12 protein-coding genes and 1 pseudogene are annotated in these 16,781 nt (G+C 39.7%); 2 read left to right on the top strand and 11 right to left on the bottom strand.

Annotated elements, in window-relative coordinates; all coding sequences use genetic code 11:
* The 4 genes from cas7e to cas3 are packed head-to-tail and all read right to left on the bottom strand — an operon-like array spanning position 1 to position 6,088.
* Positions 1-1,071, bottom strand: a complete 1,071-nt coding sequence (cas7e, locus tag EC328_RS02250) for a type I-E CRISPR-associated protein Cas7/Cse4/CasC (protein ID WP_128425299.1) — start codon at positions 1,069-1,071, stop codon at positions 1-3.
* Entirely contained in the window at positions 1,061-1,660 is a 600-nt protein-coding gene (casB, locus tag EC328_RS02245; protein WP_128425298.1) for a type I-E CRISPR-associated protein Cse2/CasB, read from the bottom strand. Before casB ends, cas7e begins: the two co-directional genes overlap by 11 nt.
* A 1-nt stretch (position 1,661) precedes the next feature.
* Positions 1,662-3,284: a type I-E CRISPR-associated protein Cse1/CasA gene (gene casA, locus EC328_RS02240; RefSeq protein WP_128425297.1), complete on the bottom strand. Its 1,623-nt coding sequence runs from the start codon at positions 3,282-3,284 to the stop codon at positions 1,662-1,664.
* A 2-nt stretch (positions 3,285-3,286) separates the two neighbouring features.
* Complete coding sequence (gene cas3, locus EC328_RS02235) at positions 3,287-6,088, bottom strand: CRISPR-associated helicase Cas3' (RefSeq protein WP_128425296.1); 2,802 nt, start codon at positions 6,086-6,088, stop codon at positions 3,287-3,289.
* A gap of 382 nt (positions 6,089-6,470) precedes the next feature.
* Between cas3 and EC328_RS02230 the strand changes: the two genes are divergently transcribed.
* Complete coding sequence (locus tag EC328_RS02230; RefSeq protein ID WP_128425295.1) at positions 6,471-6,971, top strand: SixA phosphatase family protein; 501 nt, start codon at positions 6,471-6,473, stop codon at positions 6,969-6,971.
* A gap of 392 nt (positions 6,972-7,363) precedes the next feature.
* On the opposite strand, the gene EC328_RS02225 is transcribed toward EC328_RS02230, so the two are convergent.
* From EC328_RS02225 to EC328_RS11900, 5 genes and pseudogenes are all read right to left on the bottom strand, one after another.
* The gene (locus tag EC328_RS02225; protein ID WP_128425294.1) at positions 7,364-7,699 is read right to left on the bottom strand and encodes a hypothetical protein; all 336 of its coding nucleotides are present in this window, start codon (positions 7,697-7,699) and stop codon (positions 7,364-7,366) included.
* A 304-nt stretch (positions 7,700-8,003) separates the two neighbouring features.
* Positions 8,004-8,576: a hypothetical protein gene (locus EC328_RS02220; protein ID WP_128425293.1), complete on the bottom strand. Its 573-nt coding sequence runs from the start codon at positions 8,574-8,576 to the stop codon at positions 8,004-8,006.
* A 68-nt stretch (positions 8,577-8,644) separates the two neighbouring features.
* Positions 8,645-10,441, bottom strand: a complete 1,797-nt coding sequence (locus EC328_RS02215) for a zinc ribbon domain-containing protein (RefSeq protein WP_128425292.1) — start codon at positions 10,439-10,441, stop codon at positions 8,645-8,647.
* A 13-nt stretch (positions 10,442-10,454) separates the two neighbouring features.
* Entirely contained in the window at positions 10,455-11,045 is a 591-nt protein-coding gene (locus EC328_RS02210) for a hypothetical protein (protein ID WP_240671508.1), read from the bottom strand.
* Between the two features lie 36 nt (positions 11,046-11,081).
* Positions 11,082-11,147 (bottom strand): annotated as a pseudogene (locus EC328_RS11900) (zinc-ribbon domain-containing protein); the annotation flags it as partial.
* Between the two features lie 302 nt (positions 11,148-11,449).
* On the opposite strand from EC328_RS11900, the gene EC328_RS02205 reads away from it, so the two are divergent.
* On the top strand, positions 11,450-14,257 hold the full coding sequence (locus EC328_RS02205) for a phosphodiester glycosidase family protein (protein ID WP_128425290.1): 2,808 nt from the start codon (positions 11,450-11,452) through the stop codon (positions 14,255-14,257).
* Between the two features lie 37 nt (positions 14,258-14,294).
* On the opposite strand, the gene mreB is transcribed toward EC328_RS02205, so the two are convergent.
* Positions 14,295-15,323 carry a rod shape-determining protein gene (gene mreB, locus EC328_RS02200; protein WP_128425289.1) on the bottom strand — a complete coding sequence of 343 codons (1,029 nt, stop codon included), beginning with the start codon at positions 15,321-15,323 and terminating at the stop codon, positions 14,295-14,297.
* A 124-nt stretch (positions 15,324-15,447) separates the two neighbouring features.
* On the bottom strand, positions 15,448-16,704 hold the full coding sequence (murA, locus tag EC328_RS02195; protein WP_128425288.1) for a UDP-N-acetylglucosamine 1-carboxyvinyltransferase: 1,257 nt from the start codon (positions 16,702-16,704) through the stop codon (positions 15,448-15,450).
* Positions 16,705-16,781 lie beyond the last annotated feature (77 nt).

The following is a 16,781-nucleotide window of genomic DNA, read 5'->3' as shown; positions in this document are numbered from 1 at the left end:
TTACTCACCCTCAAAATTATTAGCATACTCTTCTATATATGCCTCAGCCTCTTCGAATAATGTGTTTAAATCTATTGACTCCCTATTGGTAATAATTGAACCATCATGTACTAAAAATGATTGACTTGGTTTTGAAGCCATGCTTTTATAAAGATTTGTTTCATAAGATTCCAATTGCTTTGCTGATGGTTTTATAAAACCACTTTCCCCAGGATAAATAGGTTGTTCAAAGGCTGCTACTAAATTAATTGGTTGATCAGTTCTCATATTAACCAAAACCAAACTTGGTAAGGTTCTATTGGCAAAAGAATTTTGTTTGCCCGTTGGCATAGACTTGACGAACGCCTCAATAAAGCCTTTTACAACTCTAGGCACATCATCTCCTAACTGGTCATACAAGTCATGGACAGCTACTGTAGCATAACGATATACTGTTGAAGAGTTGTACTCAGTTGTACCTATATGCCCTGCACCGGCATGTTCTTCATTATCAATATCGTCTACAGCTGTAAAATAATCATATTCATTAGATACTGCATGGGTTGATATGGCATGGGCAACTTGAGATGATGCATCAGTATTTAGATCCTGATCTTTTGCTACCATCCTTCCAAATAATGCCATGTCGATACTCGGTTTAGAATTATATGCTCTCTTAACGTCTTCTTTATTTAATTCACCCTTAGGATTCTCCAGAGCCAAGTTAACAAGAGCCTCCATCTGTTGTTTGCTAATGAAAAATAAAGTATCAGATTTATCTTTCTTTGCATTACTATCTACATGAGTCAGTATTTCCTCAATTATTTTTTCTGGTTCCTGAATTGATTCATGTTTTGATAGCTCTTCTACCAACAATTGCTTTACCTTTTTTGTTCTTATCCCAATTTCTTCATCAGCAAATATTTCTTTAAAATAAAGTCTCATAGCCCTCTTCCATGATTGAGATGATACTCTTGACCTAGTTACTCCCCCATAGATCGCTGTTTTCGGACTTCCAGTATCGTCCCTATTCACGCAAGAAGGCGGTAAACTTTGCAATACATGTACATCACAAAACAATCTATTTCCCATTTTCTTCTTCCTCCCTTTCTTTTTTGTTCGTCGTTAAGTAAAATTGCCTGGCCCATTGTAAAGTTACATTATTTTTCTTACTTGGTATTTGAAACCAGTATATATCATTTGCCAGGCTTCCATAATCCAGATGTACCCCTTCAGCTTTCATTAACTGTATTATCCCTCTAAGGTGATTGGATAGTTCCTTTACGCTTTGAGAAGTGACTAAAGCATCAAAACGATTTTTTATTCTCTTTAATGATTGCTTATCCCTTACTAAATCTCCTACGGCATACCCAAGATATTTGCCTTCTTCATGCATGCAATTAGTCTTTATATCAGACCCTTGCTGGTGAAGTGCAAACATTGTTAAAGGAATGTAAATCGCCCATTCTTCTTTGCTGGCTTTCTCCCCTTTGCCGAATAGTTCTTCCGGTAAGTCTTCGTAAATTAAGCCCCATATTTGAGGAAGCTCTCCTGGCTTTTTCCCAACACCTTTTCTTAAATTTGCCATGTCAGCCTTTACGGTCCCATCATGTGAATTATTTTTTAAAACCGCAATCTTCTTTTTAATGTTAGCAACGATTAATTTACTTGTATCTGTCATCTTAAATCACCTCCTCTGAAACATTCTTCACTCTAGATGAAAAAATATTATATGCTCGTGCTGAAGTGTAAAATTTCCCATCATCCTCCCTTCCTACCAATGCAATTCCCCCAGCTTCTTCTACAAGAGTTTTTCCTAGTTTTATAATTAACTTCTTTGCCCTATCCTGCCATTCTTCAACTTTAATTCCTATATCGTCCTCTTCAGGCCTTATGCTTTCCAGCCATTCCCTAAAATAAGGGTCCATTAGCTCGTAGGCTCTCGCTTTATTTCTTCTGACAGTATCTTTAGATCTCCCAGTATTTCCCTTTGCATATTCGAGATCTATGGAAAGAGAATATATGTAATCCGCCAATTTATCGCATACTCCAACTTGATTGACAATTCTAATTTGCCAGTAAAGGTTTTTCTCTTTTATCAATTCTGATGAAAATCCTATGCTATCAGAAAAGTGGTCTTGGATCTCATTTGCCGGTGGTCCTCCATACTTAACACCTGCAGTTATTAATCTAATAAATTCTAAATCAATATCATGGTCTAATAAGTTTTCTACCCATCTAATCACACCAGGTTTAGGAATTTCATCATCTTGTACCTTTGCTGCTAATAACGAACCTAAATCTCTCCATGCTTGTTTATCTGGAGTATTCACTTTAGGTTGATATTGTCGTTCTGATTTGTTACCCCCTTTTTTCCATATAGTCATATGTTCATTGATGACTTCAATGTCTTTTTGATAAAAGTTACCGCCTAATATATAAAATCCTGTAATCTCTTGTGATTTTTCATCTCGATTTAATTTAACAAGTCTGGATTGTAAAGTAAGTATTTCAGATGAATTATCGGGAAATTCTACTGGTACCCTGTCCATTTTTATTGGTTCTCGCTGCCAGACAGGACGCTCTGTCATCCACAACTCTCTATCTGCATCCCTTAATAAGACTAAGTTTAGCATTAACGTCTCAAATAAGTTATTTCCCTCATTTGCAATTAAACCTAAATCCCCTAACCAGCCCTTGGAGATGCTGTTTTTTTCGGGATTAACTCTCTTTTTTAAGCTGGTATCATCAAAACCTATTAAAAACAATAACCACCTAGCGGCTTCAGAATAGCTAAGTCTGTCCTTCATATCACCCTGTCTATTTGAAAATATCCTATTTGTATTAGAATTGCTACTTTCTACAATATTGCCATTCAATTTAGAAACTTTGTACATTGATCCTTGAGTTGCAATTTCACCACTCATCTGATAAAAGGGAGTCTCTGGGTGAAATAGATAAAATCTATCGTAATATTCTCTTAGATAAGCTTCTATGTCATCGATTGGGAGGGTTTTTTTCTCCCATAAATATTTCCACCTGTCCAGCTGACCTTCTCTGGAATCTGGATTTCTTGTTTCCCCTAACTTAGTGTATGAACCATCTTCTCTTTTCCCAATCACCGCATGCAATATGGCTAGCAATAGCCTAAGCATGGCAAAATCTTGGGCAACACTTTCACCCGCCAATTTGATTAAATCAGGAGCTTGTTCTAAAGTCTCAAAGATAGATAGTTCCTTTGTTTGCCCTTTTTTATCCAAGACCAGAATCCAAGATTCATCAATTAAGTTAAATTCTTTTTCCAAGACTAATCATCCTCTCTTTCTTTTGAGTATTGAAATCCTAAATCCATGGAATATGACACATCATAGCCCAAAAGCTTTCCTTTATTGTTTTCGTCTAAAATTAAAAATAATTGTCCCTCTAGCCAAGGTGACTTTAAGAATTCAGGGCATTGTCTCAGAGTCATTTCTTCTAACACTGATATGGTCTTATCAATGATACTTGGCAAGCAAAAAACAAATGGCAGTCTTATTGTTTGCTGAGCAATCCTTCTGGCTTGTTCATAATCAGGCGTATAATTCAGATAAATATAATTATCTTTAGATTCAAGTCCCGCAAATGTAACACAATCATCATCTATCTTTTTTAACAAAATAATCTCTAGAGAATCTCCGCTATCCCTGACTTGGGCTGTTGCAGCTTGTTCGGAATTTGATTGAACATCTTGAAAATCAAGTTGTCGTTGAAGATATAAATCCTGATCATTAGAAGGTTTAGTAAGCAGAAATGCTTGGGCTTTAGATTCTTTATGACTAATTCTTATTTGATGTTTCTCTAAATATATATAGTAATTTTCATCTAATTCTGGGATTTCATATGATAAATCATAAGTATGCTGGACCAGAGCTGGAATGTCTTTTGGTAAAGTTAATTGATTTGGCAATAATCTTTTTGTTCTTTCTAAAAGACACTCGCCATATACTTTTTTTGTTCCTGATGAAATATCATCCTCTAATCCAAATATGTGTAATTCTGGATTTATTAATTTTTCAGGGCGTTTTGTCCTGAACCGGTGAAGCCTGCCTACTCTTTGAATCAACAAGTCCATTGGACATAGCTCTGACACCAGAATGTCAAAATCAATATTTAACGACTGTTCTAATACTTGAGTTCCTATAATAACTCCCTTATACGGTCTACTGGACACAGATTCAGGCCCTAATTCCTTAAGAAGAGTATCTTCTTTTTTCATCCTATCCGGTGCTAAAAATTGAGAATGAAATAGTTTAACATCTCCATCAAAATCAATAGCTGATATTGAATCATATATATCTTGAGCCTGCTTTACTGTGTTAACTATTATCCCCATGTTGCCACCATCAGATAACTTGTCATCTATCAGGCTAAGTAAATTCTCAATTTTTAGTCTGTTTACGTAAATCGTAGTATCTTTTTCTGACTCATTACTATACAAACCAGCATAACTTACTTCATCTCCATCACTATAGGTTATTAGGGGGTAACCATATTTATCATCTGGCTTTTGAACTTCCTTATCCTGACAATATTGTGAAACCAAAAAATTTCTAGTTTCTTCCGGCAAGGTTGCCGAAAGCAAGATTACAGGAACGCCGTATGAGCCAAGCCAGCTTAACGCCCTTCCTAAATATTGGTTCATATATGCATCATATGCATGGCATTCGTCAATTATCACCACTTTACCCGCTAAACCGACGTGTCTTAGCATTAAGTGTTTTTGTTTTAGAGCAGCTAAAAGAATATGATCAACTGTGCCGACCACAAAATCGGAAAGCAAGGATTTTTTTTGGCCTTGAAACCATGAATGAACACTTAAGTTTTCAAATTCCTTTTTATTGTGTTCACCATCTATGTCTATCTGAGAATCAGATTCAAATATTTTTATATATGTTTCATTAAATTGTGCTTTGCTATGTAATAGCTTAATTGTGTGATATTCATCATCAAGCCTTTCTATCCATTTTAAAATTCGAGGAAATAGGCCATTCGTTGTTGCTTGAGTGGGTAGTGCAAAGTATATTCCAGAAGCCCCAACTTGTTCAGCAAAAATTTCCGCAGCAACCAAAGCAGCCTCAGTTTTACCTTGACCCATGGGTGCCTCTATAATCATTATCCCTGGAGAAGATACGTTATTGCTTAATTGCATGACTAATTTTTGCATTGGGCGAGGGTTAAACTTCTCATTACTGGTTGAAAATCTTTCAGAATATAAGTCAAAATTGAATTGAGCATCACTTGATTGCCAAGGCTTGGATAACCCTAATTTGTTCCAGCCTTTCTCTACTCTTTGTAAACAATTTGTATCTGAAAAATCTTCATACCAATCGTAATCAAAGTTGTATAGAGGAAAATATAATTCATTACTTACTATCCAATCCACCATTATAACTAATCCAGCTAAAATAAATTGAGCTTGCTGGTTTGGAAGCGGAAGATTATTAACACTTTCAAATCCTGACCATAACAAGCATGCATTAAGCAACTCAGATTGAGCATTATTCCAGCTTTCATTCTGATGAATATTTCCTCTAAATTGTCTCTTGTATGATTCAATCATTGAATTTCTTAAATATTTCTTGTCAGAATATGGTTTGCCATGGTGGGATCCAACTATACTTGAAACACGTTCATTTACACCATAAGATTCCAATAGAATTTGTGAAGCCTTTGAATGATGAATTTTTACTCTATTCTCTTTGATGGTTTTTGTTAGTTCAAAATCACTTAACCCACTTTTTACTAACTTGTTTATCAACTCTACTTCTACAACTGGATTTTTAATGAAATTATTTGCTAATGCAAATACTGGTGTTGCTTTTCCTAAGTCATGGCTTGAGCATACAAACTTAAAAAGTTTCTTGGCCTCTAACTCAGGATCTGATTCTTCGGCAATGATAATATTTTTACTTAAAAATGATTTTACTGATTTAGACAACCACTTTTCCCATAAATTATCTGCACACAAGTCTGCATCTCTTAAATGCACAATTAGTGGTAGCCACTTTTCATTATTGTCAGTAGATTTTTTAGCCCATAAACTTTGAGTTGTTTCTTGAAATTTTATCATAATCACCCTTCAATTTTCTAAAATTTTAGACGGATCGTTGTAGGTAGTACACTCTCATTTCATTATATCGCAATATCGTGTTAAAATGACTTAATTCTATCAAATTTAGTCTGTTTGTCATATTTTTATACCCTAAAATCTGAATTCTAATGGCTGTTCCCATTATTTTTACATCATATCTCCAGTTTAATTGTCTATTGTTACAAAATAATGCATAATTTGAGTTGATAAGAGAATGCAGTGATCATCACGATCACTGTTTTTTCTTTTTTGTGGGTATAAATCAAAAGATAGAATGCAATAATGGTGATTTCAGGTATTATCGCAATGAAATTGGGTAACATTGCGGATAGGAACATAATTTCTAAAGGAGGATTTATAAATGAGTAAGTACCTAATACTTTATAGACATGGAATTGCAGAGGACAAGGAAACTTCAGCAGAGGATGATCTCAGGTCACTGTCTGCAAGAGGCAAGAACCTTCTTAAAAAGAGCGTCTCAGGTTTTAAAACAATGATCGAAAGCTATGATAATCTGAGGATTTTCTCAAGCCCTACCCTTAGAGCTAAGGAAACGGCTGAAATGCTCGCTGTCGAGTTGGAAATTGATGAGCCGACGTACCGTGAGTTCCTTGGAACAGGAAGCGGGGTCAGCAAGCTTAGAGGGCTGCTGAAGGAAATCGAGCCGGGGGAGGCAGCAATAGTCGTTGGGCAGCAGCCATACCTTTCACTTTGGAGCCAGGAGATATCCGGGACATTCCTGCGCTTTAAGAAGGGAACTGCAGCATGCTTCAAATTCCCTGATGAGGAAATGGGCGAGACAAAGGCAGAGCTTCTTTGGTATCTTCAAACCCGTGAATTTGTAAAAATAAACGATAAATAATATTATCGGGATAAGCTAAAGGTAGCAGTCTATTTGATTGCTACCTTTAACGTTACGACTTCTGATTCAGGAATTTTACTCCTCTACCATTCTTCTGTCTTTGATAAAGATCGATCAGCCTTCCGGTTTTTCCACTGTCATAGTCTCCATTTATTATCATGACCCTGCCCATTGTCTCGTCCTCGCTATATAAATACCTGAAGAATAAGAGCTACTGTATAAACAGCATATGGCAATACCGGTGATCTTTAGCTTGTCCCAGCTGGCTTTATAGCTCTCATATGGAATAAAATAAGTACAGCGTTCACAAGGCTCTCAAGGATCAGAAACCTAAGACTTACATTAACCCCGTCAGTTATGCGCTGCTGGTAAATCAAATATTGAGATGATCATCATGTAAATAAGCCAGAGACCTCTCCACGCAATCCCTGCAAATAATCCTTCGAGAAATCTAAATGCTCTTTCCTCTTTTCACAGATGCTTAATACATATGCAACTTTAAGACCTTCGAGCATTATAGACGACGCTGGATTTATTGTCCTGATAGCTATGTAACCTGGAATCAGGAAACCTTTAATTTGCTCATGCTCTGGAATAGTATCTATATCCCAAAATATACCTGGATCTTCCAAAGGAATTTCCGTTATCTGCCGATTTGATAGATATTCTCTAAGTGAATTGCAGACTGCATCAAGTGATATCCTTTCTGCTTCACCTCTATTGATCATACAGTGTGACCTTTTTGTCCATTATATGTAGGGATAACGATGCCTGCATCCAAGGAGAGCATAAGCTTGAGGGTACTGGGATCTGCAATGGGACAATCACCTGGGATAATAAATATCCTGTAGACTATCTACTGTCACTTTTCTATCAATGTCTTACCGTCGATCCTCAGCATCAGCTTATTCTCCGGGTATGTCCCTGAGGACAGTCCTGCAGCTAAAATTAAAGCATCTACAGTCATAGTGCATCCCTTCCTAAAAAAGGCACTTGATATTATTTGGATCTATTAATATTTTTCACCCGATTTTATCGCTTTTGCGCATGGCCGGAGACGGAGTTGTTTGTTATATGCTTCTCCACCTTTCTACTTACTTCATCATATAGTTTATCGGTGCAGAAAATTGCTATGCTTTCTGTCCAGCCAGACTTGAGTAAAATAGTATTGCTGTTGGGCTTATATTTCACGCCTGTTACATCGCTCCACTTTATAAAAACCCGCTGTCTTGATTGGGCAAGCATGCCAGCACCTGCAGCGGCTGGCTTGCCGGTCAATGTCCCAAGCAGCATTGTAAGGACATTCATTCTTGTGTTCTTCCTAAACTCATCAGCTTGTGTGCTTGCCAGCACACCCTTGTCATCCAGAATGAACTCCATCTTGTAGGCTCCTTTATATATAACCATGATGTATATATATGTCATTAGGAATAAAAGTGCTATAAGACCAAGAGAATACATCAGGTACTTGATTTCTTTGGTTGAGACGATCAAAAATATGATTACTGCCCCGAAGGGGATCCCAATAGCCAGGCCAAGCTGTTTAAGTATGACTCTGTTTCTGAATATGGGTACGCTTATCATCCATTCAAGCTTCTGATCCATGTTTTTCACCTCTTTCTTATTGATGTTGGTAATTGAAGATGTTGTAAATTATTCTCTGCCGAATAAAACTATCGAAGGCTGACAACGTGCTTCTGACCCTCCACATAAAGCTCACCGGTGGCTGTAAAGCTTCCCCCGGTTTTAATGAAATCTGCTTCAAATATATCAAAGAAAAACTTACCGGTATCTGAGTTGTACCGAGCAGGAAAGCTCTCACTGCCCATATCCCAAAGATCAAAATTGGTGACTACAGCAGTTCCGTCACCATTATCCTTTATGGTAATTGACAGGCTCTCATTTATAAACTGACCACTTATGTCGCATGTATATGTTCCAGAAATGTTGGATGAGGATTTATCTGTAGCTGTAACCGGAGCGTCTGTATCTGTAGAATCAACTTCACGATCTGCCAAAGCAGCTTCCCACTCTTCCAATTCCTCCTCGGGTATTTTCTCCAGTCCGCTATCAGCAGTATTATTATAAAGCTCAGGATTTTCATAAATTGCGGCACTTTGTTGTGCCAATGCATCCAGTCGTGCAACAGTAACATCCTTATCTGGTTTCCAACCCATCAGAATATCTGCTATCGCTTTAACATCATTATCCAATGGCCATTTGAGACCGATATCCCTTAGAGTTTCTTCTGTACCAGCCCTGACTACTTCACTGGTAATTGAAATAACGTGATTGGAAACCCCCTCTACTTTGATTCCCATGACCTTGTCCTCGAAGAATAGATCCACAAGTGAATCACTGACATAGACCAATGCCTCCGTGGTATCCTTTGCAGCCTTGCCGATTCCTGACGGATTCAAGGTTACAAGGCCAACCAAAGATGATACTGGTCCCATCTTTTCCTTTATATCACCAAACGCTACAGCTACCTGGTTTCCATCTCCAAGGATTATGGTACTCCCAGTTTCAGCAACATCTACTATACAGTCGACCCCTCCGACCAAAAGACCTGCTCCTTCCAGTAGTGCAACGCTGCCTCCTCCAGTTCCAATCATTGATATACCTAATAATCCTACCTTACATGCTGTCTTTGTGACCTGAGCTGCCTGGGTCAACTTGTCCCAGAATGCGGCATCTTCAGTCGCCTCGTTATTGATTATCTGTTGGGCTAGCTGCATTTGCTCATATGCAGCCTTTGCGTCAGTTCCAAGCTGTTGGGCTAATTGGTTATATCTCCTGGCACCTTTGGTTGAATCAAATTTCTTGGTTAAGCTTTCAGCCCATGTCTTGGGGTCGATTTCCTTTGGAACGATCGGTGTTAGAGTGAATGTTTGGTAACGCACCGGTGCAGCAGCTGTAAACATAAGCTGCGACTGAAAGGCATTTAGTATCTTAGTTCTACTGATTATTTTCGATTCCAAAACCTCTATCGCCTGGATATTGATTTCCTCTGCTACAGAGGCATAAACCATAGCGTCTTCCCATGCTCGAGCAGTGCTTTCTGATATGATTTTGAGTTCAGGAATAGATGCCTTATCCAGAACAGCCTTCTCAAACTCTTCTGTTTTTATCCTTGCATATATGTACTGTTTTAAGGCTATAGCAGAAGCTTCACTTGAAGTCTGTGCTGCAAGGGGTTCCGGTCCTCTTTGGACTTTGACTGGTTTGATCTTATCCTCGCCTAATATTCCGGGTATAGATCCAATACCCAATGCAAAGACTACTATGAGCGCCAGTAAAGAAAACATCCCTCTTTTCCGGGGTTTCTTCTCAGGCTTTGATAGTCTGACTGCCTTATCCTTAGACATATCAATCATTTGTTTATTTCCCTCGATTTTAGAGCCACAGGAACCACAAAATTTGTCATCAATATCTAAAGGAGCACCACAAGAACCACAAAATTTAGACATTTCTATTCCTCCTCTATTTCAGCAGTGGGGTACTACAACGCCAACAGGTATCGTCCTTAATATCACAAAGTGTTGCACATGCATTGCAAAAAATTATATCATCGTTAGACTTGTCATATTTCTCGTATGAGTTTAACCCTCCATGATGACGTACCTTATCTCCGATATTATAGTAATTATATTGTGTGTCATCATCCTCAGCTGTAAGCTTGTGGGTCTTCCCGCTTTTATCCTCCCGAATCGTTACCGAGTATTCTGTATAATAATGGATATAATAGTCATTCTTTCCACTGCCTGTGCTTTGTTGGCGGCTTTTCTTCATGATCTCCTTGTCTACTACTACTCCATCCCAGGTCTTGCTCCTCTTCCTTGATAATGTAGAATAAAGTGATATAAGGAGGAACATTCCAGCTATCCCGAAACCTATGTAAAGAGCCTGAGGATTATCCATCTCATTACTGGTCTCTCCGTATATGTAAAATCCAATTATTGCAATTAATGCCAATATTAATGAGAATATAAACGACCAGCGGCTTGTATTCTTAAGATATTTTGAAAAAGCAGGGTCACTTATCCGATCAGAGTAGCCTATTTTTACTTGCATTGAAGCAGATCGACCGGAGGACTTAGTTTGTAATGGTGCACCACATTCGGTACAAAAGCTTTCATTCCCTTTCAATTCACTTCCGCATTTTGTACAATACATTTTATCTCCCCATTTCTTTATTGTGTTTGCTGTAAAGCTGCTTATTTTGCACTTACATTGTAATTATATATTTCGAAAAAGCTCCCAGCAATCGAAATCAAGTGATCACCTTATTCTGTCACGATGGTATAGCCTTTTTGGCACAAATAATGTTATCAGTCAAAGGCCAGTTTTACTAACGCTATCGCCTACCGCATACCGTTTATGAATCCCTGTAACACATTCGTAATGTTATTGTAACCCCTTTGACCCCCCTTCATTATATAATAGTCATAACTACGGACATAAGAAAGGGGAACGATATGAGAATAAGAAAAACAACAGTCTTGATTATGCTGATAGCCGCAATTTTATGGCTAAGTCCTGTCTCTGTTTCAGAGGCTGCAAATATACAGCTGCCGGAGAAGATACACGAAACAATCGATGAATCACAAATATCACCTGGAGTTGTTCATGAAAATCATCAGAGGTTCACAACCAGTGGATGGTGGAACATAAATGTATTGAGGGTCGATCTGACCGATAAATATACCAGTGTAGGGAGCCTCTTCAACCCAGCCGGACTCTCCTCGAGAGACAGCATTGGTGGAATGGTTGAGAAAAAGAATGCTATCGCCGGGATCAATGGCGACTTCTACAACTTCCAGCCTATACCTAATTCGCTCGGTGCATTGGTGGACGAAGGAAGAATAATATCCTCACCAAATCACCTCCCTGTATTCTATCTTATGGATAATGAAGCCTTTGTTGATTACTTTACTACCAAAATTACTCTTACCAACTGGCGGTCTGGTTATCAGCTGCCTGTCACCACCATAAACAAGGTTTCAACAAACTTTGATACTATTATGATGTTTAATTCCCATTGGGGTCCAAAATCGATCGGAAACAGATTCCACCAGGATCTGACAGAATTTCTGGTGATAAATGATGTTGTTGCAGATAAAAGGACCGGTGGAGCTCCATTTGATATTCCTCTCGATGAGAATTCATTCGTCATATCGTCAAGAAGCTCATGGGTAAATGACTTCCAGCCAGGAGACAGAGTACAGCTGGATATAAGTATTACTCCTGATTTGAGGAGTCTTCAGTTTGCCATAGGAGCAGGAGGAATAATTCTTAAGGATGGACAGGTCACAAATACTGATGTTGTTGTGTCCGGGAATCATCCAAGAACAGGGATAGGGATAAGTAAGGACGGCAAAGAGATCATCCTTGTGACTATTGATGGTCGGGACAGCTCATTCAAGGGTGTCTCCCAGGAAATGTTCGGAGCAATACTTAAAGATCTGGGTGCCTGGAACGGAGTGAACCTGGATGGTGGAGGTTCTACCACGATGGTGGTCAAGCCCAATGGTGAAGGTAAATCCGTTGTGGTGAATAAGCCCAGCGAGGGAACCCAACGGCTTGTCGTAAACGGAGTCGGAGTATTCAGTTCAGCTCCAATGGGCATGGTTGACCGGATTGAAATAGTTTCGCAGAAACCCAGTGTTTTCGTTGGCGAATCTGCTGCCTTAACTGTGAAGGTATACGATCAATATCATAATCTTTTAGTTACAGACCCCTCTGATGTCAGGTGGAGGGTCTCCGGAGCGGCTGGAAGGGTTAGTAATGGCTCCTTTTACGCAGAAACCTCAGGAGTGGCAAAGCTTACTGCTACCTATCAGGGAGTTTCCGGCGAAGTGGATGTAAAAGTACTGTCCAATGTGGTTGAGATAGAAACTGATGTGGACAGCTTTAATGTGGCTGTTGGCGGCTCGAGAAATATTGGTAAGCTGGTTGGGTTAGATAAATCAGGGTATTCAGGCGAGCTGTCCTATTCCAATGTATCAGTATCCGTAACTGGCGGTGTCGGCGAATTTAAGGAAGGCATATTCTATGCTTCCAGGAATATAGGCGCAGGATCTTTAATATTAAAAGCTGGTGATGCCGTTAAAACTATAAGGGTATCAGTAGGTTCTCAGACGATACCGGTGACTTCCTTTGAAGATGGTATAAGCTTCAGGTTTTCGGGGTATCCTGCTACTGTGATCGGCTCTGCTTTACCATCAATGGAGGCTGTCGACGGAAGAACCAGCATTGAGCTTTCTTACGATTTGTCAATTGGAGAAGGAACAAGGGCTGCTTATGTTGAATTCATGAATTCACCTAATGGGATTTCGCTTCCGGGATCCCCGGTAAGAATTGGACTAATGGTCAATGGAGATTCTTCTGGGACCTGGCTGAGAGGAACTCTAATAGACTCGGCAGGAAAAAGTCATGTGATCGATTTCTCCAAGGCAATAGACTTTACTGGCTGGAGGCAACTGGAAGCGTCCGTGCCTGACGGAGTTGCTTATCCAGTAAGTCTGCAGAGAGTATACGTGGCAGAGGTCAATGAACAAAAATTTCCTTTGGGCAGAATTTTGATCGATGCGCTTACTGTGCAAACACCTACACCATTTAATGATGCAGAAGCAACAATTAACACCAAGGTGCAGGATCCTCTTGAGAAATCGGTCCAGGGTGGGTACAGACTGGTGGTATATTCGGAACCTGCCATATCAGGAAACACACTCTTCTCAAGGATCGTATCCTCCTCCAGACTTACCGGTCTTATACAAAGGCTAAACGGAGCTAATACAGGAGTTCAATTGGGGAATATGAGTCAAGGATTCAAGTCTTCTATCTCTCACAGCAGAGTTTTGTCAGGAGGGTCTGTGTATGGGGTCCATAGGGAAGGAGAGCTTGCAGTCATAACACTCCAGTCCAATTCCGAGGGCATAAGAGCGCAGGACAGCAGCCAGTGGATGCGACTTATAAAGGATATAAATGCTGAAGATAAAAATCTTGTGCTTGTCGTCAACAGGACAATTTCAAGCTTTAGCGATTCAATGGAGGCCTCGCTTCTTCATAATCTATTGGTTGAAGCAGCTGAGTCCGGTAAAAATGTATATGTGGTCCAATCCGGTTCAAAAAATACCTCGCAACTCAGAGATGGAGTAAGATATATAGAGTTGACAGGCACAAAGGCTTCAACTCCTTATGAGCTATCCGGATATTCTTACTTTGAGCTTGCAATCGATGGAAAAAATTCTGGATTTCAACTTGTAAAACCATTTGGTTTATAGATAAACAGAAGCCACTGCGATCATGCAGTGGCTTTAATTACCTGTTGAATTTTGATCTTTCGCTATCCTTCATGCTCTTCTCCAGATATGCAAGTGAGTCAAGTGATTTCCCCGTTCCTATAGCTACACATTCCACTGCATTGTCAGCAAGACGTGTAGGAATACCTGTCTTCTCTTCTATTAGCCTGTCGAGGCCATTAAGCATTGCACCGCCGCCTGTTAGATAGATACCTACATTGCTTATGTCTGAAGACAATTCAGGCGGGGTTTTTTCAAGGACCTCATGTACAGCTTCCAGGATCTCATTGACCGGCTCTGCAAGTGCGTCCAGCATGTCGTTTGATGAAACTTTAACCGTTATAGGTAAGCCTGTAAGAAGGTTTCTTCCCTTTATTTCCATAAACTTTTCTTCTTCAAATGGATATGCGCAGCCGATTTCGACCTTTAAGGCTTCTGCAGACCTCTCGCCTATCATCATATTGTATCTCTTTCTGATGTATCTTATTATAGCTTCGTCACATTCATCTCCGGCAGTTTTAATGGATTTGCTTACGACTATTCCACCAAGTGATATAACGGCAACATCTGAGGTTCCTCCGCCAATGTCTACTATCATATTCCCGTTTGGCAGAGTAATGTCAAGACCTGCACCAATAGCTGCTGCAATAGGCTCTTCGATCAGGTAGGTTTTGCTGGCGCCTGCTTCATTGCTTGCTTCCATTACAGCTCTCTTCTCTACCTCAGTTATCCCACTGGGAACGCATATGATGATTCGAGGCTTGAGCCACATCCTTCCGAGTGCTTTTTGAATGAAATATTTCAGCATCCTTTCAGTGATGCTGTAGTCAGAAATGACCCCATCCTTTAAGGGTCTTACAGCCACTATATTGCCAGGAGTTCTTCCTAACATCATTCTGGCTTCCTCTCCTACAGCAAGAAATTTGTTGGTGTACTGGTCTATTGCAACAACGGATGGCTCCTTCAAAACAATGCCCTTTCCCTTGATGTATACCAATACGCTGGCTGTACCAAGATCTATACCTACGTCTGCTCTCAAAGCGCTCATGCATATCCTCCTTTGCCGGAATTTTCCTATTAAAGTGTGTAAAATAAAGGTCCTAACAATAACTATACTTAATCCTTTTGTCATTATCAAGACCAAATCTTAAAAAATGCTTATTCTGTCTTATTTAATCATTCTTTCTGTAGATAACGGCACCTAATCCTGTAAATTTCGCTTCTATCCCGTCATACCCTCTGTCAATGTGATATACATTTTCTATCTCAGTTATTCCATCTGCCACAAGCCCTCCGAGAACAAGCGCTGCTCCAGCTCGAAGGTCCGATGCCTTTACTACTGCTCCCTTAAGCTGCTTGATCCCTTTTATTATAGCTGACCTGTCGTCTATTTTGATGTCAGCTCCCATTTTCTTAAGCTCATCCACATGCATGAACCTGTTTTCAAACACAGTTTCGATAACCATACTGGTACCTTTAAGAATAGTCATCAGAGCCATGAATTGAGCCTGCATATCGGTAGGGAATCCTGGATATGGAAGCGTTTTTATATCAATTGCTTTAAGTTCGCTATTCCCGATTACTCTGATGCTGTCGATACCTTCCTCAACTGTACACCCAGCTTCCTTTAGCTTTGCTATAATTGGCTTCACATGGCTGTTAATAACGTTTTCAATTACAACGTCACCGCCTGTTATCGCAGCTGCAACCATAAAGGTTCCGGCTTCTATCCTGTCCGGGATGATGGAATGCCTTGCTCCACCCAGCTTTTTTACTCCCTTGATCCTTATCGTTGAGGTCCCTGCTCCCTTAATATCTGCACCAAGCTTATTGAGAAAATTGGAAAGGTCGACTATTTCAGGCTCCATTGCCGCATTGTCAATTATCGTCTCTCCCTCTGCCATAGTAGCAGCCATCATTATATTTTCCGTTGCACCAACTGAAGGGAAATCCAGGTATATCTTATCTCCTACAAGCTTCTCAGTATAGGCACCTATATTCCCATGATCAATATCAATGGTAGCACCAAGCGCCCTAAAGCCCTTAAGATGGAGGTCTATTGGCCTTGTACCGATAGCACAGCCACCGGGCATTGAGTTCTTTGTCTTTCCCATTCTCGTAAGCAGCGGGCCCATGACAAGGAATGAGGCTCTCATTTTGCTCATAAGCTCATAGCTGGTCTCATAATTACTGATACCTGCTGAATTTATTCTTATGACTCCTTCATCCAGATAATCAACCTTACTTCCAAGCGAAGTCAATACCTCGCACATTATCTCAACATCCTTGAGCTTTGGAACGTCCTCAAGAATTATATCCTCTGTCCCCAGCAGTGATGCGGCAAGTATGGGAAGCGCAGCGTTTTTTGCACCGCTTATCCTCACATTTCCTTTTAATGGAGGGCTCTTCTCTACCATGATCCTATCCAAAATATCTCCCCCTAAATCATATGCATTAAGTTAATACTCTGAGCCGTATAAGTCAATAAAAATTATCTGTCGACATA

The organism is Gudongella oleilytica (assembly GCF_004101785.1).
Taxonomy (GTDB): Bacteria; Bacillota; Clostridia; order Tissierellales; family Tissierellaceae; genus Gudongella; species Gudongella oleilytica.
The sequence above is the reverse complement of the archived record's forward strand: the minus strand, read 5'-3'. Positions and strand labels throughout refer to the sequence as shown.

Excerpts from the sequence above, each read along its gene's own strand:
- cas7e (WP_128425299.1), bottom strand. The coding sequence starts at position 1,071 with ATGGGAAATAGATTGTTTTGTGATGTACATGTATTGCAAAGTTTACCG.
- casB (WP_128425298.1), bottom strand. The coding sequence starts at position 1,660 with ATGACAGATACAAGTAAATTAATCGTTGCTAACATTAAAAAGAAGATT.
- cas3 (WP_128425296.1), bottom strand. The coding sequence starts at position 6,088 with ATGATAAAATTTCAAGAAACAACTCAAAGTTTATGGGCTAAAAAATCT.
- EC328_RS02230 (WP_128425295.1), top strand. The coding sequence starts at position 6,471 with ATGAGTAAGTACCTAATACTTTATAGACATGGAATTGCAGAGGACAAG.
- EC328_RS02225 (WP_128425294.1), bottom strand. The coding sequence starts at position 7,699 with ATGATCAATAGAGGTGAAGCAGAAAGGATATCACTTGATGCAGTCTGC.
- EC328_RS02220 (WP_128425293.1), bottom strand. The coding sequence starts at position 8,576 with ATGGATCAGAAGCTTGAATGGATGATAAGCGTACCCATATTCAGAAAC.
- EC328_RS02215 (WP_128425292.1), bottom strand. The coding sequence starts at position 10,441 with ATGTCTAAATTTTGTGGTTCTTGTGGTGCTCCTTTAGATATTGATGAC.
- EC328_RS02210 (WP_240671508.1), bottom strand. The coding sequence starts at position 11,045 with ATGCAAGTAAAAATAGGCTACTCTGATCGGATAAGTGACCCTGCTTTT.
- EC328_RS02205 (WP_128425290.1), top strand. The coding sequence starts at position 11,450 with ATGAGAATAAGAAAAACAACAGTCTTGATTATGCTGATAGCCGCAATT.
- mreB (WP_128425289.1), bottom strand. The coding sequence starts at position 15,323 with ATGAGCGCTTTGAGAGCAGACGTAGGTATAGATCTTGGTACAGCCAGC.